The sequence below is a fragment of the Kribbella sp. NPDC004875 genome (genome assembly GCF_042873375.1).
GTDB lineage: Bacteria > Actinomycetota > Actinomycetes > Propionibacteriales > Kribbellaceae > Kribbella.
Map to the genome: position 1 here is coordinate 393,204 of NZ_JBIALI010000002.1, position 25,172 is coordinate 418,375.

The 25,172-nt window shown below is 69.6% G+C and carries 20 protein-coding genes; 19 read left to right on the forward strand and 1 reads right to left on the reverse strand.

Annotated elements, in window-relative coordinates; genetic code table 11:
- Positions 1-439 precede the first annotated feature (439 nt).
- The 19 genes from mraZ to ACFYRH_RS13080 all read left to right on the forward strand — a co-directional run bounded on the left by mraZ (position 440) and on the right by ACFYRH_RS13080 (position 20,784).
- Entirely contained in the window at positions 440-871 is a 432-nt protein-coding gene (gene mraZ, locus ACFYRH_RS12990; protein ID WP_130446673.1) for a division/cell wall cluster transcriptional repressor MraZ, read from the forward strand.
- A 273-nt stretch (positions 872-1,144) separates the two neighbouring features.
- Entirely contained in the window at positions 1,145-2,110 is a 966-nt protein-coding gene (rsmH, locus tag ACFYRH_RS12995; protein ID WP_387772829.1) for a 16S rRNA (cytosine(1402)-N(4))-methyltransferase RsmH, read from the forward strand.
- Complete coding sequence (locus ACFYRH_RS13000; protein WP_387772832.1) at positions 2,110-2,778, forward strand: hypothetical protein; 669 nt, start codon at positions 2,110-2,112, stop codon at positions 2,776-2,778. The genes rsmH and ACFYRH_RS13000 overlap by 1 nt, the downstream gene beginning before the upstream one ends.
- Positions 2,779-3,457: 679 nt before the next feature.
- Positions 3,458-5,257: a peptidoglycan D,D-transpeptidase FtsI family protein gene (locus tag ACFYRH_RS13005; protein ID WP_387772835.1), complete on the forward strand. Its 1,800-nt coding sequence runs from the start codon at positions 3,458-3,460 to the stop codon at positions 5,255-5,257.
- A gap of 65 nt (positions 5,258-5,322) precedes the next feature.
- A complete protein-coding gene (locus ACFYRH_RS13010) occupies positions 5,323-6,849 on the forward strand; it encodes a UDP-N-acetylmuramoyl-L-alanyl-D-glutamate--2,6-diaminopimelate ligase (protein ID WP_387772838.1) in 1,527 nt (508 codons plus the stop codon).
- Complete coding sequence (murF, locus tag ACFYRH_RS13015) at positions 6,846-8,237, forward strand: UDP-N-acetylmuramoyl-tripeptide--D-alanyl-D-alanine ligase (protein WP_387772841.1); 1,392 nt, start codon at positions 6,846-6,848, stop codon at positions 8,235-8,237. The genes ACFYRH_RS13010 and murF overlap by 4 nt, the downstream gene beginning before the upstream one ends.
- Before the next feature lie 29 nt (positions 8,238-8,266).
- On the forward strand, positions 8,267-9,301 hold the full coding sequence (gene mraY / locus ACFYRH_RS13020) for a phospho-N-acetylmuramoyl-pentapeptide-transferase (protein WP_387775257.1): 1,035 nt from the start codon (positions 8,267-8,269) through the stop codon (positions 9,299-9,301).
- Positions 9,298-10,734 carry a UDP-N-acetylmuramoyl-L-alanine--D-glutamate ligase gene (gene murD / locus ACFYRH_RS13025; protein ID WP_387772844.1) on the forward strand — a complete coding sequence of 479 codons (1,437 nt, stop codon included), beginning with the start codon at positions 9,298-9,300 and terminating at the stop codon, positions 10,732-10,734. Before mraY ends, murD begins: the two co-directional genes overlap by 4 nt.
- A gap of 15 nt (positions 10,735-10,749) precedes the next feature.
- On the forward strand, positions 10,750-12,003 hold the full coding sequence (gene ftsW / locus ACFYRH_RS13030) for a putative lipid II flippase FtsW (protein ID WP_387772847.1): 1,254 nt from the start codon (positions 10,750-10,752) through the stop codon (positions 12,001-12,003).
- A gap of 22 nt (positions 12,004-12,025) precedes the next feature.
- Positions 12,026-13,114, forward strand: a complete 1,089-nt coding sequence (murG, locus tag ACFYRH_RS13035) for an undecaprenyldiphospho-muramoylpentapeptide beta-N-acetylglucosaminyltransferase (RefSeq protein ID WP_387772850.1) — start codon at positions 12,026-12,028, stop codon at positions 13,112-13,114.
- Positions 13,111-14,571 carry a UDP-N-acetylmuramate--L-alanine ligase gene (gene murC, locus ACFYRH_RS13040; RefSeq protein ID WP_387772853.1) on the forward strand — a complete coding sequence of 487 codons (1,461 nt, stop codon included), beginning with the start codon at positions 13,111-13,113 and terminating at the stop codon, positions 14,569-14,571. The genes murG and murC overlap by 4 nt, the downstream gene beginning before the upstream one ends.
- An 18-nt stretch (positions 14,572-14,589) precedes the next feature.
- The gene (locus ACFYRH_RS13045) at positions 14,590-15,330 is read left to right on the forward strand and encodes a cell division protein FtsQ/DivIB (protein ID WP_387772856.1); all 741 of its coding nucleotides are present in this window, start codon (positions 14,590-14,592) and stop codon (positions 15,328-15,330) included.
- 161 nt (positions 15,331-15,491) lie between these two features.
- A complete protein-coding gene (ftsZ, locus tag ACFYRH_RS13050) occupies positions 15,492-17,078 on the forward strand; it encodes a cell division protein FtsZ (protein ID WP_387772859.1) in 1,587 nt (528 codons plus the stop codon).
- A 124-nt stretch (positions 17,079-17,202) separates the two neighbouring features.
- Complete coding sequence (locus ACFYRH_RS13055) at positions 17,203-17,397, forward strand: hypothetical protein (protein ID WP_387772862.1); 195 nt, start codon at positions 17,203-17,205, stop codon at positions 17,395-17,397.
- A 45-nt stretch (positions 17,398-17,442) separates the two neighbouring features.
- Positions 17,443-18,132: a peptidoglycan editing factor PgeF gene (gene pgeF / locus ACFYRH_RS13060; RefSeq protein WP_387772865.1), complete on the forward strand. Its 690-nt coding sequence runs from the start codon at positions 17,443-17,445 to the stop codon at positions 18,130-18,132.
- Entirely contained in the window at positions 18,129-18,842 is a 714-nt protein-coding gene (locus ACFYRH_RS13065; protein WP_387772868.1) for a YggS family pyridoxal phosphate-dependent enzyme, read from the forward strand. Before pgeF ends, ACFYRH_RS13065 begins: the two co-directional genes overlap by 4 nt.
- Positions 18,843-18,923: 81 nt before the next feature.
- On the forward strand, positions 18,924-19,478 hold the full coding sequence (locus ACFYRH_RS13070) for a cell division protein SepF (RefSeq protein WP_387772871.1): 555 nt from the start codon (positions 18,924-18,926) through the stop codon (positions 19,476-19,478).
- 49 nt (positions 19,479-19,527) lie between these two features.
- Positions 19,528-19,833, forward strand: a complete 306-nt coding sequence (locus tag ACFYRH_RS13075; protein WP_387772874.1) for a YggT family protein — start codon at positions 19,528-19,530, stop codon at positions 19,831-19,833.
- Positions 19,834-20,031: 198 nt separating this feature from the next.
- Entirely contained in the window at positions 20,032-20,784 is a 753-nt protein-coding gene (locus ACFYRH_RS13080; protein ID WP_387772877.1) for a DivIVA domain-containing protein, read from the forward strand.
- A 982-nt stretch (positions 20,785-21,766) separates the two neighbouring features.
- Here the strand turns inward: ACFYRH_RS13080 and ileS are convergent.
- Positions 21,767-24,934, reverse strand: a complete 3,168-nt coding sequence (gene ileS / locus ACFYRH_RS13085) for an isoleucine--tRNA ligase (RefSeq protein WP_387772880.1) — start codon at positions 24,932-24,934, stop codon at positions 21,767-21,769.
- Positions 24,935-25,172 lie beyond the last annotated feature (238 nt).

The window sequence follows — 25,172 nt, forward strand, 5'->3', positions numbered from 1 at the left end:
CGCACGCCCTCACGGCGGGGTCGGTAAGTCGTCCCTCCAAGCGTACGGGTGGCAAAAGCCGTCTGCGGGGCGTACGACGCTCCGAACGCCTGCCTGGTTCACGGTCGAGCCCTGCGAACGGTTCACCGATCGGGTCGTGGGTTCCCCCACTTTCCTCCACCGCCCCCTCCCTTTCGCTCCACAGCGTCCTCCACTTCGCACCACCAGTGCGCTCCACCACGCTCCACAGCGCTGCCGGCACGCTTCGCAGGCGACGTACTCAAGCGGTTGAGCCGGCAGCGACACGCGGGAATCGCGGGGCGGATTCAGGCGGCGCGGGGGCGTAATGGGGCGGAAGTTGGTTGACGGTGGTGGAAAGTGGAGTAAGGTGGAGCGCAGTGGAACTGAAGTGGTGGAAGCACTCGCCTGAGTCGGAAGGTCCGCAACGGGGAGGTGGAGCGTGTTCCTCGGAACGCACTTCCCCAAGCTCGACGACAAGGGGCGGCTGTTCCTGCCGGCGAAGTTCCGGGACGAGCTGGCCGACGGCCTGGTGATCACCCGTGGACAGGAGCGATCGCTGTCCGTGTGGCCGGAGCGTGAGTTCGTCCAGCTGACCGAGCAGTTGAAGCAGGCTCCGATCACCAACAAGGGTGCGCGGGACTACCTACGGATGTTGTTCGCCGGCGCCTCCAACGAGATGCCGGACAAGCAGGGCAGGGTCACCATCCCGCCGATGCTGCGCGATTACGCATCACTGGATCGCGACTGCGTCGTCATCGGGGCGATGAATCGGGTGGAGATCTGGAACACGGAGAACTGGAACCGGTACTCCGCGGAGCAGGAGCAGGCGTTCGCCGACCTGTCCGAGGAAGTACTGCCAGGCATCTTCTGAACGACCAGCTGAACAGTGTGCGAGGGCCGAGAACACCGAACCGTCCGGTGAGATCACGGGTCCGACTTCCGACCTGGAGTGTTGGCGTCACTTCCCCGGCGCCAAGACCAGCAGGTACTTCCCCGGAAGGCGTACCCGCGATCTGACCGGACGGTGCTGTCTGAAGATCCGCACCCGTTCACGGACGAACCTGTCCAGGCACCGCGACGCCGGGACAGCACACACAAGACCTGCGGGGGCAGGGTCGCTCCCGCGGCGACGGGAAGGGTCGAGATGGACGCTGCGGAGCGGCATGTGCCGGTGATGCTGGAGCGCGTGGTCGCGCTGCTGGCGCCGGCGCTCGCGCGTCCCGGTGCCGTCCTCGTCGACGCCACCCTCGGCCTCGGCGGTCACTCCGAGGCCTTCCTGCGGCAGTTCCCCGAGCTCCGGCTGATCGGCTTCGACCGGGACCCGGCCGCGCTCCGGCTGGCCGGCGAGCGGCTCGCGCCCTTCGAGGACCGGCTGACGCTCGTGCACGCGGTGTACGACGAGCTGCCCCGGGCGCTCGCGGACCTCGGCGTACCGGCGATCGACGGGATCCTCTTCGACCTCGGCGTCTCCTCGATGCAGCTCGACGAGGCCGAGCGTGGTTTCGCGTACGCGCAGGACGCGCCGCTGGACATGCGGATGGACTCCACCGGCCCGGTGACGGCGGCCGACATCGTCAACACCTACAGCGCGGCCGACCTGGCCCGGATCCTGTTCCAGTACGGCGAGGAGAAGTTCGCCCGCCGGATCGCGGACCGGATCGTCCGGGAACGCGAGACCGAGCCGTTCACGAACAGCGCCCGGCTCAGTGAGCTGGTCAGGAACGCGATCCCGCAGGCCGCGCGGCGGACCGGGGGACACCCGGCGAAGCGGACCTTCCAGGCGCTCCGGATCGAGGTGAACGGAGAGCTCGAGGTACTGCGTCGTGCGCTGCCGGCCGCCCTCGGGGCGCTCGCGCTGCACGGCCGGATCGTGGTGATGAGCTACCACTCGCTCGAGGACCGGATCACCAAGCAGGTGTTCGCGGCGGCCACGAAGACCGACGTACCCGACGACCTGCCGGTCATCCCGGCGGGGCACGAACCGTATCTGAAGCTGTTGACCCGCGGCGCCGAACGACCGACCGAGGAAGAGGTCGCGGCGAATCCGCGGGCCGCCTCCGCGCGGGTCCGCGCGGCGATGCGTATCCGGGAGAAAGGACTGGTGGCCTGATGAGTACTGTCTTCAGCCCGCAGAAGGCGCGGGTGACGCCGGTCGCCACCAAGACCGCCCCGAAGACCGCCAAGAAGGCGGAGCCCCGGCTGCGGGTGGTCTACGGTGCGCCGTTCCGGCCGCCGCGGATGCCGTTCGTCATCTTCGTGGTGTCGCTGCTGGCCGCCGGACTCGTCGGCCTGCTGCTGCTGAACACGGAGCTGCAGAGCGGGACGTTCGCGATCACCAAGCTGAGCAGCCAGGCCGATCAGCTGCGCGACCAGCAGGAGCAGCTGGAGAAGCAGGTCCGCACGCTGGAGTCGCCGCAGAACCTGTCCGACCGCGCGCTGCGGATGGGCATGGTGCCGAACCCGAACCCGGTGTTCCTGCGGCTCTCCGACGGGCGCGTGCTCGGCGTACCGGCCGAGGGCAAGGCCGGAGCCGGTACGGCGATGTTCGGGCCGGGCACGCCGACCGGGACGACGACCACGAAGCCGCCCGCGGTGGTCAAGCCGCCGGTGGTGAAGCCGCCGGTGGTGAAGCCGACCGCCGGCACGGTGCAACCACCGGCAACGACGAAGCCGACGGCCGGAACCACGAAGCCGACGGCCGGAACCACGAAGCCGACGGCCGGCACTACCAAGCCGCAGACGACGACGAAGCCGCCCGCCACGACCACACGGGGATGATCGGATGACGGACCGACGGGGAAACGAGCCGCCACGCGACCGTGGCACCGGATCCGGCCGGGGGAACCCACCGCCGCGCAAGGCTCAGCCCCGTCGTTCGTCTGCTACGGACAGTGCCCGGAACGCCTCGCAGCGCGCCGAGTCGACCCGCGACCGGCTGCTCCGCAAGGCTCAGGAGGAGAACGGCGGTGCTCGCCGTCCGGCGTCCAAGGACCGGGCGAGCGGAAGCACACCGGCGCCACGCAAGCGGTCCGACGAGGGGCGCAGGCGCACTGGAGACAAGCGTGCGGGCGACGGCCCGGCTCGCGCGGGCGAGAAGCGCGCCGGTCAGCGGCGCGTGGACGAGGCACGCGCAGGGGAGCGGCGGGCACCGAGAGCCCAGTCCGGCGGCACCGGCCGCCCCACAGGCACCGGGAGCACTCGCGGGACGGGCAGCGGTGGGGCTCGCAGTACTGGCGCGGCTCGGGGCACGGGCAGTGGGAGTGCCCGCGGTACTGGAAGCGGTCGGAGCGGTGGCGCGGCTCGGACCGTGGCGAGCGGCGGCGCGGGGCGGGGGCCTGCGGGCGGGCGGAAGGGGCCGGTCAAGAAGGCTGGCGTCAAGAAGGGGTCTGCCAAGCGACCGCCGCAGAATCGGCCTGCTCCGCGGCCGAAGAAGCGGAAGGTCCGTAAGCCGCCGCGGATGCTGCGGTTGGGGCGTCCGGCGCTGCGGCTGCGGATGACCTTCGGCGTGATGGCGTTCGTCCTGTCCTTGTTCGCCGGCCGGCTGGTGCTGCTCCAGGGCGTGGACCCGGACAGCTACGCCCAGGCCGCGACCAAGGAGAACGCCCGGACCTACACGCTGCATGCGTCTCGCGGCACCATCGAGGACCGCAACGGTGTCGAGCTGGCGGTCACCGAGGACGCGGTAGCGATCACCGCGGACCCGAAGCAGACCAAGCCCGTCGCGCAGCAGCTGGCCGCGATCCTCGCTCCGAAGCTGCCCGGTTCGACGACCGCGAAACTGGTCGCCGCGATGAGCGGCACCGGCCGGTTCGCGTACGTCGCCCGCCGGGTCAGCCCGACGACCTGGACCGCGATCCAGAACGAGATGAAGGCCGCGAACGTCCCGATCGCCGAGCAGAACAAGGGCAAGCCGAAGGAGCAGCAGGCGCCGCTGCTGACCGGGCTGTACACCGAGGAAGACCCGATCCGCAGCCACCCGAACGGCAGCATCGCCGCGTCCGTGGTCGGTGTCACCGGCGGCGACGGCAAGGCGCTGTCCGGACTCGAGTACGGGCTGAACAGCAAGCTGTCCGGCAAGGACGGCAGCGCGATGTACGAGGTCGACGCCAAGGGCAACAAGATCCCGAACGCGAACCACACGGTCGTCGAGCCCAAGCCCGGCCTCAGCGTGCAGCTCACCCTGGACACCGACCTGCAGTTCTTCGCGGAGAAGCGGATCGAGCAGGCGGTGAAGCAGTACAAGGCCAGCTCGGGCACGGTGGTCGTGATGGACGTGAAGTCCGGCGAGCTGATGGCGATGGCCAACTACCCGACGTTCGACCCGAACAAGAAGTACACCTCCGCGGACCTGAACAACCCCGCGCTGGAGCGCAGCTACGAACCGGGCAGCGTGCAGAAGGTGGTCACGATGGCCGCGCTCGCCGACGCCGGCAAGATCAACCTGGGTACCAAGCTGAAGGTGCCGGGCAGCATCGACGTGCAGCGCCGGATCATCAAGGACCACTGGCCGCACGACACGATGAACCTGACCATCTCCGGGGTGATCGCGAAGTCGTCGAACGTCGGCACGATCATGGCCGCGCAGCAGATGCCGATCGCGCAGTTCGTGAAGTACCTGCACGACTTCGGGTTCGGTGAGCCGACCGGCCTGAACTTCCCGGGCGAGACCAAGGGTCTGCTGACGCCGGGTGACGAGTGGCCGGAGCTGACCCGTTCGAACGTCGCGTTCGGCCAGGGCCTGTCGGTGAACGCGGTGCAGGAGACCGCGGCGGTGAACGCCGTCGCCAACGGCGGCGTGTACATGCCGCCGAAGCTGGTCCGCAACTACGTCGACGCGAACGGCACCGTGACGCCGAACCAGGCCGCGCCGGGCCGCCGGGTGGTGAGCGAGCAGGCCGCCAAGGAGGTCACCACGATGATGGAAGCGGTGACCGCCAAGAAGGGCACCGCGCCGCAGGCCGCGATCGACGGCTACCTGGTGGCCGGCAAGACCGGTACGGCGCAGCAGGTCGACCCGAAGACCGGTAAGTACGGCAAGTGGGCGACTTCTTTCGCCGGATTCGCTCCTGCCGACAACCCACGGTTCGTTACGTACGTCGTACTGCACGACCCGAGCGACGGCGTTCGTGGCGGTGGCCTGCAAGGAGGACCGGTGTTCCGAGACGTGATGAGCTACGCGCTGCAGAAGTACGTCGTCCCGCCGTCCGGGGCGAAGCAGCCGGAGATCCCGATCACCTGGACAGACTCGGGCCGGTGAACCTCAGCCTCGTGACGCAGGGTCAGGTAGGAGTCACAGGGCCCGGAGCGGTAGCCTCAGGGCCCGTGTCCACCCCTACCGCCGCCGGCGGCGCGGTCGCAGCGATCAGGCCTCGGCACGTCGTGCCGGTGAGCCTCGCCGACCTCGCGAGCGTCGCCCACACAGACTCTCCGGCAACGTCGCCGGTGACCGTGACCGGCGTCTCCCTCGACTCGCGTTCCGTCCTTCCCGGCGACCTGTACGCCGCGCTGCCCGGTGCGGTCACGCACGGCGCGCAGTTCGTCGCAAAAGCCCAACAGGCAGGTGCGGTCGCCGTACTGACCGACCCGGCCGGTGCCGAGCGGGCCGCCGCTACCGGACTGCCGGTGTTGGTCGTCGACAACCCGCGGAGTGTGCTCGGCGCGGTCGCGTCCCGGATCTACGGCGATCCGACGAGTGCGCTGCGGTTGCTCGGCGTGACCGGTACCAACGGCAAGACCACCACCAGCTTCCTGCTCGACTCGGTACTGCGGCAGCTCGGCCGGTCGGCGCTCATTGGGACGATTCAAACGCGCGTTGGCGATGAGGTCGTGAAGAGCGTCCGGACCACGCCGGAAGCCACCGACCTACAGGCGTTGTTCGCGGTGATGCGCGAGCAGGAAGTCACCTGGTGCGCGATGGAGGTGTCCAGCCACGCGCTGGCGCTCGGTCGCGTCGACGGGGCCCGGTTCGCGGTCGCGGGGTTCCTGAATCTGACCCAGGACCATCTCGACTTCCACAAGACGTTCGAGGACTACTTCCAGGCGAAGGCCTCGCTGTTCACCCCGGAGCGTTGTGATGTCGCGGTGGTGACGATCGACGACGAGTACGGGCGCCGGCTAGCCGCGCAGACCGTCGTACCGCTGGTCACCGTGTCGACGACGGGGGACGCCGACTGGACGGTCGCGAGCCGGCACCGGTCTGAGCACGGCACGACCGTGCTCACCATCGAGGGGCCGGGCGAGACGCTGACGGTGGAGATCGGGCTGCCGGGTGACTTCAACGTCGCCAACGCGCTGCTCGCCACGGCGATGCTGCGGCAGCTCGACGTACCGGCCGAGGCGATCGCCGCCGGGCTGCGGACCGCGACGGTGCCGGGGCGGATGGAGCTGTTCACCCGCGAGGACGGGCTGGCGGTGATCGTCGACTACGCGCACACGCCGGACGCCGTCGCGCTCGCGCTGCGGGCGGCGCGCGGCGCCACCAAGGGCCGGTTGTTCGCCGTTGTGGGCTGCGGTGGCGACCGCGACCCCTGGAAGCGGCCGGCGATGGGTGCCGAGGCGGCCCGGGCCGCGGACGTCGTGATCGTCACCGACGACAACCCGCGCAGCGAGGACCCGGCCGCGATCCGCGCGGCGGCGATCGACGGCGCCCGCAAGGCGGTGCCGGACGTCGATCTGCACGAGATCGGTGACCGCCGGCGGGCAATCGCGACCGCGATCGAGCTGGCCGGCCCGGGCGACACGGTCGTCGTCCTCGGGAAGGGTCATGAGACAGGCCAGGACGTCGGCGGTGTGATCCACCCGTTCGACGACCGCGAAACTGTGCGTGAGCTGTTGGAGGCAGACCGGTGATCCCTGTCAGTTGCGGCGAGATCGCCGACGCCGTTCGTGGCGAGCTGGTGGGCGTCGAGCCCACGGGTGTCGTCGACGGCGCGGTAGTCATCGACTCGCGAGACGCCGGGCCGGGGGGACTGTTCGTCGCCCTGCCCGGTGAGCGCGTCGACGGCCACGACTTCGTCGGTACGGCGACCTCGGCAGGCGTCACCGCGTCCCTCACGACCCGTCCGGTCGACGGCAGCCCCTGCATCGTCGTCGACGACCCGCAGCGGGCGCTGGGCGAGCTGGCCCGGCTCGTGGTCGGCCGGCTGCCCGATCTGGTCGTCATCGGCCTGACCGGCTCGACCGGCAAGACCAGCACCAAGGACCTGATCGGCCGGCTGATCAGCCCGTACGGCGAGACCGTCGTACCGGAGGGCTCGTTCAACAACGAGATCGGGCACCCGCTGACGGCATTGCAGGCCACCGGGAGCACGAAGTACCTGGTCGCCGAGATGGGGGCGCGGCACCGCGGCGACATCACGTACCTGACCGGGATCACGCCGCCGACTGTGGGGCTGGTGCTGAACGTCGGCACCTCGCACATCGGCGAATTCGGGTCGCAGGACAACATCGCCGTCGCCAAGGGCGAGATGATCGAGGCCGTGGCCGCGGGCGGCACCGCGGTGCTGAACGCCGACGACCACCGGGTCGCCGCGATGCGCAGCCGGACCGAGCAGCAGGTGCTCACCTTCGGCGAGGCGCCGGAGGCCGACGTCCGGGCGACCGACGTGAAGGTCGACGGCGAGGGCCGGCCGGCGTTCACCCTGCACCTCGGCGGATACAGCGGCACCGTGCAGCTGCGGCTGATCGGCGAGCACTTCGTCTCCAACGCGCTGGCCGCCGCGGCCGTCGCGGCGGCTGTCGGGCTGACGCCGGAGCAGATCGCCGACGGTCTGAACGCCGCCACCCTGATGTCCGCGGCGCGGATGGAGCTGACCGAGCGCGCCGACGGCGTGACGGTCATCAACGACGCCTTCAACGCGAACCCGGACTCGACCCGCGCGGCCTTGAAGTCGCTGGTCGCGATCGGCCGGTCTCGCGGCGCGCGGACCTGGGCGGTGCTCGGCGAGATGCTCGAGCTCGGCGATACCTCCGCCGACGAGCACGACGCGATCGGCCGGCTGGCCGTCCGCCTGGACGTGAACCGGCTGGTCGTCGTCGGCGCGGGCGCGAAGCCCATGCATCTCGGCGCCTCGCTGGAAGGCTCGTGGGGCAACGAGTCGACGTACGTCGAGACCATCGGAGAGGCCCTGGAGCTGCTCCGCGCCGAGCTGCGCGCGGGCGACGTGGTCCTGGTGAAGTCCTCGAAGGCGGCGAAACTCCGCAGCCTCGCAGACGCCCTGGTGGAGGCACAGCAGTGATCTCGATCCTGTTCGGCGGCGCCGTCGCGATGGTGCTGACGCTGCTCGGCACCCGCTGGGCGATCACGGTGCTCGCCCGCCGCGGCTACGGCCAGGAGATCCGCGACGACGGCCCGACCTCGCACCACATCAAGCGCGGTACGCCGACCATGGGCGGCACCGTGTTCATCATCGCGACGATCGTCGGGTACTTCGCCGCGAAGCTGTTCACGATGACGCCACCGACCGCCTCGGCGCTGCTGGTGCTGTTCCTGTTCGCGGGGATGGGCGCGGTCGGCTTCCTGGACGACTTCATCAAGATCTTCCGGCAACGCAGCCTCGGCCTGCGGAGCAAGGCGAAACTGGCCGGCCAGACGATGGTCGCGGTGGTCTTCGCGGTGCTCGCGCTGCAGTTCCCGGACGAGCGCGGGCAGCGGCCGGCGTCGCCGTTCATCTCGTTCATCCGCGACATCGGCTGGCTGGAGCTGCCGGCCATCCTGGTGATCATCTGGATCCTGCTGCTGATCGCCGGCATGTCGAACGGCGTCAACCTCGTCGACGGTCTGGACGGTCTGGCCACCGGTGCGTCGATGATGGTGTTCGGCGCCTACACGCTGATCTGCATCTGGCAGTTCAACCAGAGCTGCGCGACCGCCCAGGGCGTCGGCGCCAAGTGCTACGAAGTACGAGATCCGCACGATCTGGCGGTGGTGGCGGCCGCGTTGACCGGCGCGCTGTTCGGCTTCCTGTGGTGGAACGCGTCGCCGGCGAAGATCTTCATGGGTGACACCGGTTCGCTGTCGCTGGGTGGTGCGCTGGCCGGGATGGCGGTGATGACCCGGACCGAGCTGCTGGTGCTGCTGCTCGGCGGTCTGTTCGTGATCGTCACCGCGTCGGTCATCCTGCAGGTCGGGTACTTCAAGATCACCCACGGCAAACGCCTGTTCCGAATGGCGCCGCTGCATCACCACTTCGAGATGCTCGGCTGGGAACAGGTGAACGTGGTGATCCGGTTCTGGATCATCCAGGGCCTGTGTGTGGTGATCGGCCTCGGGGTCTTCTACGCGGAATGGGTGACCGGATGAGCCTCGACACCAGAACCTCCGACGGGTGGGCGTCGACCCGCTTCGTCGTGCTCGGCTTCGGTACGGCGGGATACGCGTGCGCCGACTCACTGATCCAGGCGGGCGCCGAGCAGCTCGTCGTCCTCGACGACCGGGACAACGAAGGGCTGCGCGAGAAGGCGCAGATCCTCGAGACCCTCGGCGCGACGATCACCCTCGGCCCCGGCAGTACGGCGGAACTCCCGAAGGACGTCGACGTCGTCGTCACGTCGCCCGGCGTACCGCCGCACGCGCCGCTGCTCGCGCAGGCAGCCGAACGCGGCGTGCCGATCTGGAGCGAGATCGAGCTGGCCTGGCGACTGCGTGACCCGGCCAACGCCGCACCTTGGCTGTGCATCACCGGCACCAACGGCAAGACCACCACGGTGCAGATGCTGACCGCGATCCTGCGGGCGGCCGGCCACCGGGCCGTTGCCGCGGGCAACGTCGGGCTCCCGCTGCTCGAGGCCGTCATGGACCCCGAGCCGTACGACGTGATCGCGGTCGAGCTGTCCAGCTACCAACTGCACTACACACACTCGATGTCCGCGCACGCCGCCGCGGTGCTGAACATCGCGCCGGACCACGTCGACTGGCACGGGTCGCTCGAGGCGTACGCCAAGGACAAGGGCCGGATCTTCGAGAACTGCCAGGTCGCGTGCGTGTACAACGTGGCCGACCCGGCGACCGAGCAGCTGGTGATGGACGCGGACGTGATCGAGGGCTGCCGCGCGATCGGCTTCACGCTCGGGACGCCGGGCCTGTCGATGGTCGGCCTGGTCGACGACCTGCTGGTCGATCGGGCGTTCATCGAGCAGCGGCAGACCTCGGCGCTGGAGCTGGCGAGTCTGTCCGACATCACGCCGCCCGCGCCGCACAACGTGGCGAACGCGCTGGCCGCTTCGGCACTGGCGCGCGCGCTCGGCGTACCGGCGACCGCGATCCGCGACGGGCTGCGGGGGTTCCGGCCGGACAAGCACCGGATCGCGCAGGTCGCAGAGGTTGCCGGGGTCAACTATGTCGACGACTCGAAGGCGACCAACCCGCACGCCGCGCAGGCCTCGCTGCTCGCCTACGAGCACGTGGTCTGGATCGCCGGCGGACAGGCCAAGGGCGCGACCTTCGACGACCTGGTGATCGCCGCCCGGGAACGGCTGCGGGCCGTCGTACTGCTCGGGCAGGACAAGGACGTGATCGCCGAAGCTCTCGAGCGACACGCACCGGATGTGCCGAGGATCGTGGTTGACGCAACGGACACTGGAGCCATGGAGATCGTGGTGGGGGAGGCGGCGAAGCTTGCACAATCCGGCGACACCGTGCTGCTCGCACCCGGCTGCGCCTCCTGGGACATGTTCGCCAATTACGGGGCCCGTGGGGACGCTTTCGCCGAAGCGGTTCGCTCGTTGGCTCTCTGACCCGGGGGTGATCGTGTGACATCGGTCGTCGATCAGCCGGATCAGAAGAAGCAGACGAGTGCCGAGCGCCCGTGGATCGCGGCCATCAAGGACGTGCTCGACCGGCCGCTGACGTCGTACCACATCGTGCTCGGGGCGACCGGCCTGTTGCTGGTGCTCGGGCTGATGATGGTGCTGTCCGCGTCCAGCGTGCTCTCGTTGCGGGTGAACGGGAACAGCTACACGATCTTCGTCCGGCAGTTGATCTGGGTCGGTGTCGGCCTCCCGATGGCGTACGTCGCCTCGCGGATGACGCCGCGGCACTTCCGGATGCTCGCGTACGTCGCTCTGCTCGGCTCGATGTTCCTCCTGGTGCTCACGTACATCCCCGGCCTCGGCGTCGGTGTGAACGGCAACACCAACTGGCTGAACCTCGGCGGACCGCTGCAGATCCAGCCGAGTGAGTTCGCCAAGCTGGCGATGGTGATGTGGTGCGCGGACCTGTACGCGCGCAAGGAGAAGCTGCTCACCCAGTGGAAGCACCTGCTGGTGCCGATGGTCCCGGTGTGCGGCCTGCTGATCGCCCTGGTGGTCGGCCAGCACGACCTCGGGACGGCGCTGGTCCTGATGGCCGTGATGATCGGGATGATCTGGATCGTCGGCGCGCCGACCCGGTTGTTCGTCGCGACGATCGTGGTGGTCGGCGCGGTGGCGACGTACTTCGTGAACGCGGAGCGGTACCGGATGGAGCGGGTCACGTCGTTCCTGGATCCGTTCGCGGACCCGACCACGGTCGGCTGGCAGGCGTACCACTCGTTCTACGCGCTCTCGACCGGCGGCTGGTGGGGCGTCGGGATCGGCAACAGCCGGCAGAAGTGGAGCAACCTGCCGGAGGCGCACACCGACTTCATCTTCTCGGTGATCGGTGAGGAGCTCGGCCTGGTCGGCTCGCTGACCGTGCTCGCGCTGTTCCTCACCATGGCCTACGCCGGGGTGCGGATCGCGACCCGGAACACCGAGCCGTTCGTCCGCTATGCGGCGGCCGGGATCACCATCTGGATCATGGCGCAGACCCTGGTCAACCTCGGCGCCGTGATCGGACTGCTACCCATCGTGGGTATCCCGCTCCCGCTTTTGTCGTACGGTGGTTCCGCACTGCTGCCGACGCTGATCGCGATCGGCATGCTGTTGTCCTTCGCGAAGGCCGAGCCCGGCGCGCAGGCCGCCCTGAAAGAGACCAGGCGGCCCCGGTTCGGGTGGTTGCCCTCGCGGCGTATGTCATACAAGTGAACCCGCGGGAGCGTTGAAAGCTGTGCCCAGCATCGTTCTGGCCGGTGGCGGTAGCGCCGGCCACACCTCACCACTGATCGCCACCGCCGACGCCCTGCGCCGGATCGACCCGACCATCGAGATCCTGGCCCTCGGGACCGAGCGCGGCCTGGAGACCCGGGTGGTCCCCGAGGCCGGGTACCGGCTCGAGCTGATCCCGCCGGTGCCGCTGCCGCGCAAACCCACGCCCGCGCTGCTGGCCGTCCCCGGGAAGATGCTGGCCTCGGTCGGCGCCGCCCGGAAGGCGCTGGACGAGGCGAAGGCCGACGTCCTGGTCGGTTTCGGCGGCTACGTGTCCACCCCGGCGTACGTCGCCGCCTGGCGGCGGAAGACCCCGATCGTCGTGCACGAGGGCAACGCGGTCCCGGGGATCGCCAACAAGTTCGCCGCCCGCTACTGCACGCAGCACGTGAAGACGTCGTTCCCGGGCAGCGAGCTACCGCACGCCGAGTACGTCGGCCTGCCGATCCGGCGGGCGATCTCGACGCTGGACCGGGCCGCGCTGCGCGCCGAGGCCCGGCAGTTCTTCGGCCTCGACCCGGACGCGCCGACGCTGTTCGTGACCGGCGGCTCACAGGGCGCGCAGCGGATCAACGAGGCGATCTCCGGCGCCGCCGCGGACCTGCAGGCCGCGGGCATCCAGGTGCTGCACGCGATCGGCCCGAAGAACACCCTCGAGGCCCCGCTGACCGGCCGCTACCCGTACGTCGTGCTGAACTACGTCGACCGGATGGACCTGGCGTACGCCGCCGCGGACCTGGTGGTCTGCCGCTCGGGCGCGAACACGGTCACCGAGGTGTCCGGCGTCGGCCTGCCCGCGATCTACGTCCCGCTGCCGATCGGTAACGGTGAGCAGCGGCTGAACGCGAAACCCGTGATCGACGCGGGTGGCGGCGTCCTGATCGACAACGCGACGCTGACCGTCGACTGGGTGCGGGAGAACGTGCCCCAACTTCTGCTCGACCGCGAGCGTCTCACTGCCATGTCCACAGCAGCGACCGGTGTCATCCGGACCGACGCCGACGAACGATTGGCGCGGATCATCCTCGATGTGGTGAGGTCTGCTTCGTGATCGTCACCGCTCCTGACACCCTGCTCCCGGCCGAGAAGCTGGGCCGGGTGCACTTCGTAGGAATCGGCGGCGCCGGCATGTCCGGTATCGCCCGGATCATGGCCTCCCGCGGGATCGAGGTGTCCGGCTCGGACGCCAAGGACGGCAAGGTGCTCGCCGCGCTCCGCGCGCTGGGCGCCACCTGCTGGGTGGGGCACGCCGCCGAGCACGTGCAGGACGTCGACACCGTGGTGGTGTCGACCGCGATCCGCGAGACCAACCCCGAGGTGGTCGCCGCCCGCGCCGCCGGGATCACGATCCTGCCGCGGGCCGCCGCGCTCGCGTCGGTGATGGTCGGGCGCCGGACGCTGGCGGTCGCCGGCACGCACGGCAAGACCACCACCACGTCGATGCTCACGGTCGCGCTGCAGCACTGCGGCGCGGATCCGTCGTACGCGATCGGTGGGAACCTCAACGAGTCGGGCTCGAACGCCCACGACGGCAACGGTGACCTGTTCGTCGCCGAGGCCGACGAGTCGGACAAGTCGTTCCTGACCTACGCGCCCGAGGTGTCGATCGTCACGTCGGTCGAGCCGGACCACCTGGACAACTACGGCGACGAGGCCAGCTACCGGAAGGCGTTCGAGGAGTTCTGCGGGCGCGTGCTGCCGGGCGGCTTCATGGTGATCTGCCAGGACGACGCGGGCGCCCGGCGACTGGCGTCGTACGCCCGGGACCTCGGGATCGACGTCCGGACGTACGGCGAGGCCGAGGACGCGGACCTGCGGGTCACCGAGATCACCGCGACCGGGGCGACGCAGTCGTTCGTACCGGTGTACCGCGGCCGCAAGCTGCCGGCGGTGAACCTGCAGCAGGCAGGCAAGCACAACGCGCTGAACGCGTCGGCGGCGCTCGCTGTCGGGCTCGGGCTCGGGTTCTCCGCGGCCGACCTGGCCGAGGGGCTGGCGGCGTTCACCGGGACCGGGCGGCGGTTCGAGTTCAAGGGGCTCGAGGACGGCGTCCGGGTGTTCGACTCCTACGCGCACCATCCGACCGAGCTGGCCGTCGACCTGACCGCGGCGCGGCAGGTGGCGGGGGAGGGGCGGGTGATCGCCTGCTTCCAGCCGCACCTGTTCAGCCGGACGCGGATCTTCGCGACCGAGTTCTCCGAGGCGCTGTCGCTGGCCGACGAGGTTGTGGTGATGGACATCTTCGCCGCCCGCGAGGACCCGGAGCCCGGCGTCACCGGGGCGCTGATCGCGAACCACGTGCCGCTGAAGCCCGAGCAGGTGCGTTTCGAGCCGTCGTGGTCCGCCGTACCGCAGCTGGTCGCGGACCTCGCCGAGCCCGGTGACCTGGTAGTCACGCTGGGCGCGGGCGACGTGACGCTGATCGGCCCGGAAGTCGTTGGTTTGCTGGCCGAACGCGCCGCCACCCGCGAGTCTCCCGCGGACGCGCTCGCACCTGTGGTGGAGTAAAAGGGTGGGGTTTGTTGAATGAGCCAGAGCGTCGATCTGGCTCGGGCACAGCAGCGGTTCGCGCGCCGGCAACGGCTGGTGCGGTGGCGGAGCTGGCTGCCCTGGGCCATCGGCGGCGGCCTGGCCGTGCTGGCTGGGCTGGTCGTCTGGCTGTTCTACTTCTCCTCCGCGTTCGCGGTCTCGGGGGTCCGGATCAGCGGTGCCGACACGGTGCCGGTGGCAACGATCGAACAGACCGCCGCGGCGCCGCTGGGCACCCCGCTGGCGAAGGTCGACCTGCGGTCGATCGCGGAGCGGGTGCGCACCATTCCGGCGGTGGCCGACGCGCAGGTGACCCGGGCCTGGCCGCGGAAGATCGTGATCGTCGTCACCGAGCGGGTTCCGGTGGTGGTGGTCACGGACGGCTCGCGGTACGAGCTGGTGGACGCCACCGGGACGTCGTACCGGACGGTGCCGGACCGGCCGGCCGGGCTGCCGGAGGCGAAGATCACCGGGGTGCGCCGCGACGTCACGATCCACTCGGTGGTGACGGTGTCGGCGGCCCTCCCGGACACGTTGCGGGCGCAGGTGGGTTCGATCTCGGCAGCGTCGCCGGACTCGATCACCCTGAACCTCAGCTCCGGGGTGAAGGTGGTGTGGGGCAGTTCCGATGACAGCGAGCGCAAGGCCGGCGTACTCAGCGTGCTGATGAAGCGGCAGGCGAAGGTGTACGACGTCTCGGCGCCCGATCTCCCTGTCACCAAAGGGGAAAAACGGTGACGGATCACATCCGGGAGCACGCGCGGCGAGGCGCGTGGACTTTGCCCGGAAGCGTCCCGTACCGTGCGTCGTAATCTAAAGTTGACATAAGTCTAAGCATTCACTTGAGGTTCAGTCTTTTCGCTGGACAACGGGAAACGAACGAGGCGAGAGGCGCGGACGTGGCGGCACCGCAGAACTACCTGGCACTCATCAAGGTCGTTGGTATCGGCGGGGGCGGCGTGAATGCCGTCAACCGGATGATCGAGCACGGTCTGAAGGGCGTTGAGTTCATCGCCATCAACACCGACGCCCAGGCGTTGCTGATGAGCGACGCGGACGTGAAGCTCGACATCGGCCGCGAGGAGACCCGCGGCCTCGGCGCCGGGGCGAACCCGGCGATCGGGCAGAAGGCCGCCGAGGACCACGCCGAGGAGATCGAGGAGGCGCTGAAGGGCGCCGACATGGTCTTCGTCACGGCCGGCGAGGGCGGCGGCACCGGCACCGGCGGCGCGCCCGTCGTGGCCCGGATCGCCCGCTCGCTCGGCGCGCTGACCATCGGTGTCGTCACCCGGCCGTTCTCGTTCGAGGGCAAGCGCCGCGCGACCCAGGCCGAGGACGGCATCAGCACCCTCCGCGAGGAGGTGGACACGCTGATCGTCATCCCGAACGACCGGCTGCTGACCATCTCCGACCGCGCCGTGTCGGTGCTGGACGCGTTCAAGCAGGCCGACCAGGTGCTGCTGCAGGGTGTCTCCGGTATCACCGACCTGATCACCACGCCCGGTCTGATCAACGTGGACTTCGCGGACGTCAAGGCGGTCATGTCGAACGCCGGCTCCGCCCTGATGGGCATCGGCTCGTCCCGTGGCGAGGACCGCGCGGTCGCGGCCGCCGAGGCGGCCATCTCGTCTCCGTTGCTGGAGGCAAGTATCGAGGGCGCGCACGGCGTCCTGCTCTCGATCGCCGGTGGCTCCGACCTGGGTCTGTTCGAGATCAACGAGGCCGCCCAGCTGGTGTCGGAGTCCGCGCATTCGGACGCGAACATCATCTTCGGTGCGGTCATCGACGACGCCCTCGGCGACGAGGTACGGGTCACGGTGATCGCGGCCGGGTTCGACGGTGGGATGCCGAAGCGCCGCGAGCAGGCGATGAACCAGGCGCGACCACAGTCGTCCCGCCCGTCGTCGCAGGGTGGCTACTCGGCGCCGATGTCCGGTGGCTCGACCGCGCCGGGCGGCCAGCAGGCCCAGCCCACGCAGCCTGCCCAGCCGACGCAGACCCCGCCCCCTGCCCAGCCGCCGGTCCAGCAGCCTGGCCCGACGCAGCAGCCGGGCCAACCGGGTCCGGGTCAGGTCCCGAATGCGCAGTCCTCGGCCGGGAACCCGCCGCCCAGCAGCCAGAGCACCCCGACCATGCCGACCATGCCGACCATGCCGACTACGCCGACCATGCCGCCGGCGCCGACCGACGACACGGTCCCGGTGCCGGCGCCGACCGAGCCGCGGCCCGGTGTCGGTACGACGAACTCCGCGCGGCCGCCGGCCGGTGACGGCGTCCGGACGGTGCAGTCCGGTCAGCAGTCGGCGCAGCCGGCGCCGCACACCCCGGCCTCGCCGTCGACCCAGCACTCCTGGCCGACCCACGGCCCGAGCAACGCCACCTCCGGCAACACGTCCGCCAGCACCCCCGGCAGCACCGGGCAGGCGAACCGGCCGAAGAAGCAGGAGCCCGAGGAAGACCTCGACATCCCGGACTTCCTCAAGTAGTTCGTACTCCGATCGCCGCGCGCACCCCTCGCGGCAGTCGACTTCGAGCACCCGCCGACCGCCTCATCACGAGGCGGTCGGCGGGTGTTCACCGTTTCGGCGACGGCCCCGCCTGGCGCGGGCGGTGAACCCGATCTCGGGCACCAACTGGGAAGGCGCCGGGGTCGTTCCCGATCTCGACGTACCGGCCGATCGTGCCTTCGCCGAGGCCTGTCGGCGGGCGGCCGAGCAGGTGCTCGCGCTACCGCCGGATCCGGAGCGCAACGGTGTGACGGACGAGGCGCGGACGGTGCTGGGCGCGGCGGTCGCCGCTGGGTAACCTTCAGTCGTGTTCGGCTACGACGAGGTTCGCCCGGGTGTTCGCATGGCCTTCACCGACCGCTTCGGTGGCGCGAGCCAACCGCCGTACGGCGGGCTGAACCTGGGCGGGTCGGGTGAGGACCCGGACCGGATCGCCGCGAACTTCCACCTGATCGCGGAAACCTTCGGAGTGCAACCGGACGCCGTCGTTCGGGTGAGCCAGGTGCACGGCCGGGATGTGCACGTCGTCGCGCCGGGGGACGAGCTGCCGATCCGGTCGATGCCGAAGGCCGACGGACTGGTCACGACGCGCTCGGACGTGGTCCTGGCCGTCCGCGCCGCCGACTGTCTCCCCGTGCTGCTGTACGCCGACGGTGTGATCGGTGCCGCACACTCGGGCCGCAAGGGCATGTACGTCGGCATCGTCCCGGCGACCGTCGACGCGATGCGCGCACTCGGTGCCTCGGGTATCACCGCCGTACTCGGGCCGTACGCGTGTGGGAAGTGTTACGAGGTCCCCGAAGCGATGCGGGCCGAAGTCGCGGAACGGGTGCCGGCGTCGTACTCCGAGACGAGTTGGGGAACACCCGCGATCGACGTCGCCGCCGGGGTGACGGCGCAACTGGCCGAACTCGACGTCGAGGTGGTCGACGCGACCGCCTGCACGATCGAGTCCGAGAACCTGTACTCGTACCGTCGCGAAGGTCCGGAAAGTGGCCGGATGGCGGGCCTGATCAAGCTGGCCGCGCGATGACCACGCGGGCGGACGAGCTGCGGGCCAATCTCGAGCAAGCGCGGGAGCGGATCGAGAAGGCCTGTCAGGCGGCCGGGAGGGCCCCGGAGGAGGTCACCCTCGTGGCGATCACCAAAACCTTCCCCATCAGCGACGTACGGGCGCTGGCGGGCCTCGGGGTCCGCGACGTCGGTGAGAACCGCGAACAGGAGCTCAAGCAGAAGGCGCCGGACTGCCCCGGCCTCACCTGGCACTTCGTCGGGCAGTTGCAGTCGAAGAAGTCCCGCTCCGTCGTGAGATATGCCTCGGCCGTGCACTCCGTCGACCGCACGTCACTCGTCGACGCGTTGTCGAAGGCCGCGCTCGCCGAGGAGAAGTCGGTGCGCTGCCTGATCCAGGTGAGTCTCGCGGCGTACGGCTCCGCGGATGCGGCGACGGGCGCGAGTCGCGGTGGCGTCGCGCCGTCCGACGTACCGGAACTGGCCGCCGCGATCGCGGCCGCCGACGGGCTGGAACTCGGCGGTGTGATGGCTGTCGCACCACTGGGTTCGGACCCGGAAAAGGCCTTCGCCGGACTGCGGGAAGTAGCGTCCCGGCTACGCTCCGAACACCCTGGTGCGGACTGGATCTCGGCCGGGATGACCGGCGATCTGGAGGCCGCGATCAAGCAGGGTGCGACACACGTTCGGCTCGGGCGCGCATTACTCGGTACGCGCACTCCACTGGGTTAGTGTCGACATCGAGCAGGTTTCCTTCCTGCTCACTGTTGTCGTCGAAGTTGTCGCCGAACCGGATCGAGGTGCTGAGGGGCCATGAGCGGCGCACTGCGCAAGATGGGTGTGTACCTCGGCTTGGTCGAGGACGGTGAGCGCTACAACGCCCGCTATGACGACACGTACGACGACGAGTACGACGAAGAGTACGACGACTCCGTCGACGGGGACTCCCAGGAGACTGAGCCGGTACCCGCCGGCCGGGAGAGCCGCGAGACCCGGGAGCACCGCGAGGAGCGTCCCGAGCCGAGCGGTGCCACGGTCAGCAAGTTCCCAGACCGGCGCGGGGTCGCGCCGTCCCCGGAGGTTACCGAGTTGGCCCGCATCACCACCGTGCACCCGCGCAGCTACAACGAGGCGCGCGTCATCGGTGAGCACTTCCGCGACGGCACGCCCGTCATCATGAACCTGACCGAGATGGACCACGCCGACGCCAAGCGGCTGGTGGACTTCGCCGCCGGGCTGATCTTCTGCTGCCGCGGCTCCATCGAGCGGATCACCACCAAGGTGTTCCTGGTCTGCCCGCCGAACGTCACGGTCGCCGCGGAGGAGAAGGAGAAGATCGCCGCGGACGGGTTCTACAACCAGAGTTGACGCTCTGGATGGCTGGCCCGTTGCGCCGTCTTCTACACTCATTGACGACATGAATGCTCTCGCGATCGTCCTCGGTGTCCTCAGCTGGGTCCTGCTCGCCTTCTTCCTGGTGCTGGTGGCGAGGTTCGTTCTCAGTCTGATCGTCATGTTCGCGCCGCAGTGGCACCCCAAAGGCCCACTGCTGCTGCTCTTCGAGTTGATCTACTCGATCACCGACCCGTTCCTGAAGCCGTTGCGGCGGATCCTGCCCCCGATCGGGGCCGGTGGGGTGCGGATCGACCTGTCCATGCTGATGCTCTTCGTCATCGTCTCGGTGGCGATGTCCATCAACTCGACGGCCATCCGGTCGTTGTGAGGGTGAGGATCGCGAGGACTGGGTAGGTAGTGTCACGGGAATTCTCGGGGCCGCAGGAACGGGGCGCCGTACGGGTGCAGGGGCGTTGCCGCCCGCCCCGATTCCGTCATAAGACAACGAAGCGATAACGTGATCTACTGAGTCGCCAAGGCGCAGGCCACGGGGACTCCGCCAAGACACAGACAAACGAGGTGAAAGATGCCGCTGACGCCGGATGACGTCCGCTCGAAGCAATTCACGCCCGTCCGACTACGGGAGGGCTACGACGTCACTGAGGTCGACTCCTTCCTCGACGAGGTCGAGGCCGAGCTCGAGCGACTTCTCGCCGAGAACGAGGAGCTGCGGGCCAAGCTCGCGGCGGCTCAGCGCGCGGGTGCGGACCAGCAGCGGCCGGTCGTCGACCAGACCGCCGCGCTGCCGCCTGTCGTGCAGCAGCCGAAGCCCCCGGTCGTGGTCGAGAAGCCAGAGGAGCCCAAGCCGCCGGTGGCGGTTCCGGGCGCGGCCGCGGCGGCCGGCACGGTCGGTGACGCGTCCAGCTCGGCCGTGCGCCTGCTGGAGATGGCCACCAAGCACTCCGACGACCTGGTCCAGGAGGCGAAGGACACCGCCGACAAGATCATCGGCGAGGCCCGCGCCAAGGCGGAGCGGCTGGAGAACGAGGCGCGTGGCAAGGCCGACCGGATGACCGGTGAGGCCCGTGCCCGCGCCGAGAAGCTCGACGGCGAGATCGCCGAGCGGCGCGCGCAGATGCTCGGCACCCTGGAGAAGCAGAAGGGCCAGCTCGAGCGCACGATCGACGACCTGCACGCCTACGAGCGCGAGTACCGCAGCCGCCTGAAGACGTACTTCACCGAGCAGCTGAAGGCGCTCGGCAACGGCGACGACACGCTCAGCCCGCGCAACGGCTTCCGCCCGGAGGCTCGCGCCCAGGCTCACGGCCACGGCGTCTAAAAAACCTCGTAGAAGAGGCGGTGCTTTCCGGCGGCACCGCCTCTTCGCCATGTCTGGACACTTCTGACACAGGGTCCCTCGACGGTGACTCGCAGTCAGAACCCAGCCAGAGGTCGCACGCTCTCAGTACCACGGGTGATTCCCCGGCCGGCCCTCGGGGAACACACTCCACAACGCCGCCCCACCGAAGCACCCGCGCCACGCTTCCGCGCCAGACGCCGCAGCCTCGCCCGACGAGCAGCCGACAACCGGCGCCCCCCCGTGACCGAGCCTCCCGCGCCAGTCGCCCAGCGGTCATTCCCCAGCCGCGCAGCTGGCGTTCCCCGTAGCGCAGCCGACGTACCGCGCCTCACCCGCAGCCGAGTGCCACCGAGCATCCCTCCCACACTCGCCACTTGCTTCCCACGGCGCCGACCCACGCCGCCTCGCACTCCGCGACGGCTGCCCCAGCTCCGATCAGATGCAGCTCACCCATGGCGCCTGGACCATCGCCGTACCTCCGCGGACGTCTTCACCATCAAGCTCCCGACCCCGCCGACATGCGGCTCGCGGCCAGGGCGGTATCCCAGCATCCGGTCGGTCGCGCGGTGACGCTCAGCACGCTCATCCCAGAACCCTCCGCACCCCGCCCCGCGGAAGCCCATCACTAGCCGCATGTGCCTGCAGAGCTGGGCTTGTCTCCGTGCTCGGACACCCGGCGAGGACCTTGGACACGTTATTGCTTGTTCAAAGTCCTCGCTGGGTATCCGAGCAGAGCCACGACCCACATCGGCTGGGTCTGCGGGTCGGCCAGGGTCCGCGCGCGCCAGGTCGTGCGCTGGGTTCAGGTGGTTGCGCCGTACGCCGAGACGTGGGCTTGTCCCCGTGGTCGGATACCCGGCGAGGACCTTGGACACGTTATTGCTTGTTCAAAGTCCTCACTGGGTATCCGAGCAGAGCCACGACCCACATCTGCTGGGGCCAGGAAACTGCGGGTGGTGGGTCAGGCCTTTGTCAGCCAGTAGGTGAGCTGGAGGTCTTCTTCGGTGCCGGTGGCAACATCGGCCGACTCCGACGGCGCCGACTGGGTCAGCTCGACGGCGAGTACCTCGCGGGCGATCTCGTCGGCGTGCTTGCCCAGGGCATCGGTCAGCTCGGCGTCGGTCGAGGTCAGCCAGACCCGGATGCGGTCCGACACCTCGAGGCCTGCGGTCTTCCGCGCCTCCTGCAGCGTCCGGACCACCTCGCGGGCCAGACCGGCCTGCTTCAGCTCCGGGGTCACCTCGAGGTCCAGGGCAACGGTCTCACCCTGCTCGTTGACCACCGACCAGCCTTCCTTCGGCCGCTCGGACAACAGCACCTCGGCCGCGCTGACGCGCACGTCCTCGCCGTCGACGACGACACTCGCCGTCCCGGTCTCCTTCAGCTCGACCGCGAGCGCGCCGGCGTCGGCCGCGGCGATCGCGGCCGCGACCACCGGCGTCTGCTTGGCGAACCGCTTGCCCAGCTCCCGGAAGTTGCCCTTGGCGGAGAACTCGACCAGGTCGGCGCCGGCCGCGGACAGCGGCTCGACCGCGCCGACGTTCAGCTCCTCGGCGATCTCGCGCAGCAGCTCCGGCGACAGGTCCGCGATCGCGGCCGACCCGACCAGGGCGCGCGTCAGCGGCTGCCGCGTCTTCACCTTCGCCTCGGCCCGGGCCGACCGGCCGAGCTCGACGACCCGCCGCGCCATCGACACGTGGTGCGCCAGGACGTCGTCGATCAGCGTCTCGTCGTACGTCGGGAAGCTGCTCAGGTGGACCGATTCGGGCAGACCGGGGGTGACGGGACGGAACACGTCCTGCCAGACACGTTCCGTGACGAACGGCATCAGCGGCGCCATCACCCGGGTGAGCACCTCGAGCGTCTCGTGCAGCGTGGCCAGCGCGCCGGCGTCACCGGCCCAGAACCGGCGGCGCGAGCGGCGGACGTACCAGTTCGAGAGCACGTCGACGAACGAGTTGATCAGCGCACCGAGCCGCTGCGTGTCGTAGTCGGCGTACGCCGCGTCGGTGTCCCGGACCAGCCGGTGCGTCTCGCTGACCAGCCAGCGGTCGAGGACCGAGCGCTCGGTGACGGCCGGGGCGTCCGCGGGGGACCAGTCGGCCAGCCGTGCGTACAGGGAGTGGAACGCGACGGTGTTCCAGTAGGTGATGAGCACCTTCCGGACGATCTCGTTCAGCACGTTCGGCCCGATGCCGCGCGCCTTCCACGGTGAACCGGACGCGGCCATGAACCAGCGCACCGCGTCCGCGCTGTGGTCGTCCATCAGCGGGATCGGCTCGAGGATGTTGCCCAGGTGCTTGGACATCTTCCGGCCGTCCTCGGCGAGGATGTGCCCGAGGCAGACCACGTTCCGGTACGACGACTCGTCGAACACCAGCGTGCCGACCGCCATCAGCGTGTAGAACCAGCCCCGGGTCTGGTCGATCGCCTCGGAGATGAAGTCCGCCGGGTAGGTCTTCTCGAACTTCTCCTTCGAGCCCTCCGCCCACGGGTAGCCCCACTGCGCGAACGGCATCGAGCCCGAGTCGTACCAGGCGTCGATCACCTCGGGCACCCGGCGGGACTCCGCGCCGCAGGTCGGACAGTCGAAGGTGATGTCGTCGACATACGGCCGGTGCGGGTCGGTGGCGCTCAGGTCCCGTCCGGCCAGCTCACCGAGCTCGGTCAGCGACCCGACACACACCTGGTGGTCCTCGGCGCAGCGCCAGATCGGCAGCGGCGTACCCCAGTAGCGGGAGCGGGAGACGGCCCAGTCGATGTTGTTGCGCAGCCAGTCGCCGTACCGGCCCCACTTCACCGACTCCGGGTACCAGTTGGTCTTCTCGTTCTCGCGGAGCAGCGCGTCCTTGACCTGCGTGGTGCGGATGTACCAGGACGGCAGGGCGTAGTACATCACCGGGGTGTGGCAGCGCCAGCAGTGCGGGTACGGGTGCTCGTACGGCACGTGCTTGAACAGCAGACCGCGCTCCTGCAGGTCCGCGACCAGCGGCTCGTCGGCCTTCTTGAAGAACTGCCCGCCGACCAGCGGGACGTCCGCGGCGAAGTGGCCGTCGTTGTCGACCGGGTTCACCACGGGCAGGCCGTACGCCCGGCAGACCGCGAGGTCGTCGGCACCGAACGCGGGAGACTGGTGTACCAGACCGGTCCCGTCCTCGGTGGTCACGTACTCCGCCAGTACGACGTAATGCGCCGGCTCGGGGAACTCGACCAGCTCGAACGGGCGCTGATAGGTCCAGCGCTCCATGTCGCGACCGGCGTACCGCTCGGTGACCGTCCAGCCCTCGCCGAGCTTGTCCAGCAGCGGCTCCGCGACGACCAGTGACTCGGTGCCGTCGGTAGCGACGACGTATTCGACGTCGGGGTGCACGGCGACCGCCGTGTTGGAGACCAGCGTCCACGGCGTCGTCGTCCAGACCAGGAGCGACGCCTTGCCGGCCAGCGGGCCGGATGTCAGCGGGAAGCGGACGTAGACCGAGGGGTCCACGACGGTCTCGTAGCCCTGGGCGAGCTCGTGGTCGGACAGGCCGGTGCCACAGCGCGGGCAGTACGGCGTGATCCGGTAGTCCTCGACCAGCAGGCCCTTGTCGTGGATCTGCTTCAGCGACCACCAGACCGACTGGACGTACTCCGGGTCCATCGTCCGGTACGGCTGCTCCAGGTCGACCCAGTAGCCCATCCGGACGGTCAGCTCGTTGAAGGCGTCGACGTGCCGGAGCACGGACTCGCGGCACTTGGCGTTGAACTCGGCGATCCCGTAGGCCTCGATGTCGTTCTTGCCGTTGAAGCCGAGCTCCTTCTCGACCGCGACCTCGACCGGAAGCCCGTGGCAGTCCCAGCCGGCCTTGCGCTCGACCCAGAACCCCTTCATGGTCCGGTAGCGCGGGAACACGTCCTTGAAGACGCGGGCCTCGATGTGGTGGGTGCCGGGCATGCCGTTCGCGGTCGGCGGGCCTTCGAAGAACGTCCACGGCCGGCCGCCGGCGGACTGTTCGAGGCTCTTGGCGAAGGTGTCGTGCTCGTCCCAGTAGGTGAGCACCTCGCGCTCGAGCGCGGGGAAGTCGACCTGGGCCGGGACCTGCCGCCAGGGGGTTCGCGGGGTGTGCCCAGAGCTGTTGGTTGCCGCCATCTTCGGTGTCCTTCGTCGCCAGTGCTGGTGCTGACGAGGGACGAAGTACCCAGACCGAGCTGGTTACCGCGCGGTACCACCCTCCTTGGCGACCATCGATGCGGTCACCCACTTCCTTCACGCGTCGCTGCCGGTTCTAATAGGTCCTTACGGACTGTTCTTCCGGCGGCTCCGGGGTGATGGCCCCATCAGTGCCTCGCGGTTCGCGATGGCCAGTGTACGGCGTCGTACCGGGTGA

What these genes read in the sequence shown, in the direction of transcription:
- rsmH (WP_387772829.1), top strand. Translation starts at nt 1,145, where the DNA reads ATGGACGCTGCGGAGCGGCATGTGCCGGTGATGCTGGAGCGCGTGGTC.
- ACFYRH_RS13000 (WP_387772832.1), top strand. Translation starts at nt 2,110, where the DNA reads ATGAGTACTGTCTTCAGCCCGCAGAAGGCGCGGGTGACGCCGGTCGCC.
- ACFYRH_RS13005 (WP_387772835.1), top strand. Translation starts at nt 3,458, where the DNA reads ATGCTGCGGTTGGGGCGTCCGGCGCTGCGGCTGCGGATGACCTTCGGC.
- mraY (WP_387775257.1), top strand. Translation starts at nt 8,267, where the DNA reads ATGGTGCTGACGCTGCTCGGCACCCGCTGGGCGATCACGGTGCTCGCC.
- murD (WP_387772844.1), top strand. Translation starts at nt 9,298, where the DNA reads ATGAGCCTCGACACCAGAACCTCCGACGGGTGGGCGTCGACCCGCTTC.
- ACFYRH_RS13045 (WP_387772856.1), top strand. Translation starts at nt 14,590, where the DNA reads ATGAGCCAGAGCGTCGATCTGGCTCGGGCACAGCAGCGGTTCGCGCGC.
- pgeF (WP_387772865.1), top strand. Translation starts at nt 17,443, where the DNA reads ATGGCCTTCACCGACCGCTTCGGTGGCGCGAGCCAACCGCCGTACGGC.
- ACFYRH_RS13065 (WP_387772868.1), top strand. Translation starts at nt 18,129, where the DNA reads ATGACCACGCGGGCGGACGAGCTGCGGGCCAATCTCGAGCAAGCGCGG.
- ACFYRH_RS13070 (WP_387772871.1), top strand. Translation starts at nt 18,924, where the DNA reads ATGAGCGGCGCACTGCGCAAGATGGGTGTGTACCTCGGCTTGGTCGAG.
- ACFYRH_RS13075 (WP_387772874.1), top strand. Translation starts at nt 19,528, where the DNA reads ATGAATGCTCTCGCGATCGTCCTCGGTGTCCTCAGCTGGGTCCTGCTC.
- ACFYRH_RS13080 (WP_387772877.1), top strand. Translation starts at nt 20,032, where the DNA reads ATGCCGCTGACGCCGGATGACGTCCGCTCGAAGCAATTCACGCCCGTC.
- ileS (WP_387772880.1), bottom strand. Translation starts at nt 24,934, where the DNA reads ATGGCGGCAACCAACAGCTCTGGGCACACCCCGCGAACCCCCTGGCGG.